Source organism: Dapis hubbardiae BLCC-M172 (genome assembly GCF_050016015.1).
Lineage (GTDB): Bacteria > Cyanobacteriota > Cyanobacteriia > Cyanobacteriales > Microcoleaceae > Trichodesmium.
The window spans coordinates 2,158-5,914 of record NZ_JBNHEQ010000321.1; the positions used below are offsets into that span (position 1 = coordinate 2,158).

Below are 3,757 nucleotides of genomic sequence, written 5' to 3' on the forward strand. Positions count from 1 at the left end.
CAATAGTTAAAAGTTAACCTCTGTAGGTTGGGTTAAGCGTATCTCGAACCCAACACATACCTACTAGACTAATAGTTAAAAGTTAACCTTTGTAGGTTGGGTTAAGCGATCGCTTTTCCCCAACATATATCTACAGGACTTACGCAAAATCTGAAAATATGCGCCACCTGTAGGGGTTAACGGCCGTTAACCCCTACTAGATATGGTGGCTCTGCGTAAGTCCCGATCTAATTATTGTTGGGTTGAGTCACGAAACCCAACCTACTAGACTTAAATTTCCTTACTTACAACTAAATACCACAGCGCATCAATACCTCTGCCGACATATTGTGAATCTTGATGTTGTTGAATTTATTGAACAATAGTTAAAAGTTAACCTCTGTAGGTTGGGTTAAGCGTATCTCGAACCCAACATATACCTAATTATTGATTATTGTTGGGTTTCCTTAACGTCAACCCAACCTACGAAGCTTTACATCAGCTTTCCTCACCTACAAGCAAATACCACAGTGCATCAATACCTCTGCCAACATATTCTGAATCTTGGTGTTGTTGAATCCATTGAATAATTGTGGGGAGGATATTGTTGGATTTTTTGCCTAATTTGCCTAAAGCTAAGGCAGCTTTCCTTCGTACATAAAAATTTTCATCCTCTAATAGTGGTAGTAAAGCAGTAACAACAGTATCTGAGCTATTAACTAACTTGCCTAAAGCTGTTGCAGCACTCCAACGTACATAAGCATTAACATCCTTAAGTCTTAGTAGTAAAGCACTAACAACAGTATGAGTATTTGAGCCATTGACAAACTCTCCTAAAGTACGGGTAGCAACTTTACGCACTAGAAAATTTTCGTCTTCTAATACTTCCACTAGAGTTTTAAAAATAATTGGCGAACTGCTGCCTAAGCTAACTAAAGCTTCAGCAGCTCTAACACGGACACTAGAATCTGGATATTCTAGTCTTGTTAATAGAGCATTAATTACAATTTCAGATTTATCATTTAATTGACCTAAAGTATCAGCAGCTCCAGCGTAGAAACTCGAATCACCTTTCTGTAGTAACTCTACTAATTGATTAACCAGTGTCTTTGAATTATCAGATAATTTGCTCAACGCCCAAGCAGCTTTGTAACGAGTGGCGGAACTGTCATCTAAACTTAAACTTTCTAGCAAAGCACTAACTACAGTCTCAGAAGTATTACCCAAATTACCCAAGGCATCAGCAGCACTCCAACGCACTTCAGAATCTTCATCCTGAAGCATTGCTAGTAAACTGTTGACTACTGTTTGTGAACTATTGCCGAAATTGCCAAGGGTGAACGCCAACAACCCACGCACTTCAGAGTCTTTTTCAATGGGAAGCATTGCTAGTAAACTGTTGACTACTGTTTGTGAACTATTGCCCAAAGCATAGCTTGTGGTTCTATGCACTAAAAACATATTTTCTCGAAAGCTACCGACTAATCCTATTTGTGAGCGGTTGCCTGTTTGTGAACTATTGCCCAACATTCCCAAAGTATAAACTGCCCATCCACGCACAAAAGGCTTCTCATCTTGGAGCCGTGCTAGTAATATTGTAATTACTTCATTCTTTTCTCCTAATTCTGCTTGATAAAAAAGCAATCTCTCTTCATTAATTAAACTTGCCCGATCTTTCAACATCTCCAAAACTTGACTTTCAAAAGCAGTTTCATAAAGACTACAAAGAATTTCATAGACCTGCTCCCGAACTTTCTCGCCAATCTTATCCTCACTACTCACCTCCAACTCAACCAACCTCTCCAAAATCTCCTGCACCAACTCACCATCAGCACCCCGCAACCCTTTCGGATTTTCTGCCAAACAATTTCCAGCAAAAAACAAATCCCGATGTAACCATTCCTCATACTCACTACCATTATTCAAAACTGCTCGAATTGCCTTGGCTGCATTTTTCGGCTTTTGTTGCGCTATCAACAATAATAAAACCTCTCGCCAGTGAGCATCATGCAAATGTTCTCGAATAGCATTTAAAATAATCCCAAAATCAAACTCATTCTCCAACTGATAATCAATTTCCTCAGCACACAAATATTCTTGAAAAGTCTTATGCACAAAAGCATAACAATCTTGCCCCTGCTCGTTCAACAAACCAGTGCGTTCCCGAATCAAATCTACAAATCTTTCTGCCTCCTCCTTTGCTTGATACAACTGCACCTGCTTCAATATCTTAATCTCTCGACTCAACTGAGAAATCAACTCATCCTTATCTATCAAAGTGCCTCCCTCACCACTGCCAACATTTCCCTGAGTATGTACCCAATATGCCAATAATTCCATCAACCTGCGCAAGTCATCCAAACCCAAATATTTCAACCGCCCATCACTACTTAACTCCTTATTCGCATCCCAAGAAATTAACAAAGTTTCCACCGCCTTATCATAAAGTCGATGTCTTTCCTTCGGCAAAACTGCCTGATACCGATGAATCAAAGCAATAATTGTCAACAACAAGGGATTTCGTGCCAACAATTTAATCCTGTCATTATCATCCAACGCCTTTTGTAAACTCTCCTTCCGTCTTTCCGCCTCCGTTTTATCTTTAAACCGACTATCATACCAATTATTAATAAACGCCGAAATCTTCTCATCATCAAAAGACTGCATTTGATAGTGGGGAAATTCCGTAGTGCGGAAAAAGTCGCGCCGATACCCCGCCGGACGAGATGTAATAATTGCCATATTTCTCTCAAACTGCCCTAAAAAATTCTCAATCCGTCTGACAACATCATAACGTTTGCCTTCCTCTGCGACTTCATCCAAACCATCGAGCAATATCAACGCCCTGCCGTCTTCCAACCAATATTCAAAAAATCCCCTCGGTAAAGTTTTGACTGCCATGGTTTTCTCGGCAAATATCCGAGCATATTCGAGAATACTTTTGTCTGGATGTCTAGCTAAGTCGCGCATTCTAATTAAAATTGGCAACCAGTCAGTCTCAGAGTCTAAACCCAAAAATTGAGGCTGTTTCTCTGCCAACATCACCGCGAAATAACTCATCAAAGTTGTTTTTCCCGAACCAGGGGCACCCAAGATAACAAATTTGCGCGATCGAGTTTGAGTCAATAATTCCGAAGCTAAAAATTTTCTACCTGTGGTATTTGCCAATAATTCTCTTTCCAGTTCCGCACTTCCTCCTAATAATAAATCCTGTTCCCAACCCCCTCCCGTTGAGGCATCTTCTACCACATCTGGCATCACAAAAATGTTAGCTAATTTCTCTGACTTTTCTACTTCTTGCCCAGGCACAGAAATTCCAGCAAATTTCACATCATCAAACCAATTGGCTAACTGTTCAAAATAATTTTGTTTGGCAACCTGAAATTTAATATAAGTATCAGTTTCTTTAAAATAAGCATTAACAAAAGTTTCTATCCACCGCTGTAGACTTCCTTGATTTAATTGAATATTTTTAGCTTCAGCTTCCTGTTGAAAGATGGCAATTAAAATATCAATATCTGGCTTACCTTGACTAATTAATGGTTTTTGTAATTCCGTCAAAACGGCAGAATGATTAAAATATTCACTCAAAAAATTGTTAACTCCGTTCCATCCATCCCTTTTAGCCGAATAGAATAAAAGTTGTTGAGGAGGGAGTTGTTTTTCCCATACCTCAATAGATTTTTTACCGAATTTTAAAGCTTTTTCTAAATCTGTTTTCTTCAGAGATTGAGTGAGACTTTTACCTCCTTTTTCCCAGGCAGTATCCCACAAAGAG

General features: G+C 39.2%; 1 protein-coding gene. It reads right to left on the minus strand.

The window, feature by feature from the left end:
* Window positions 1-477: 477 nt before the first annotated feature.
* Window positions 478-3,757, minus strand: a 3,280-nt coding sequence (locus ACP6PK_RS29780) for a HEAT repeat domain-containing protein (protein ID WP_426565145.1), incomplete at its 5' end; no start/stop codon positions are given.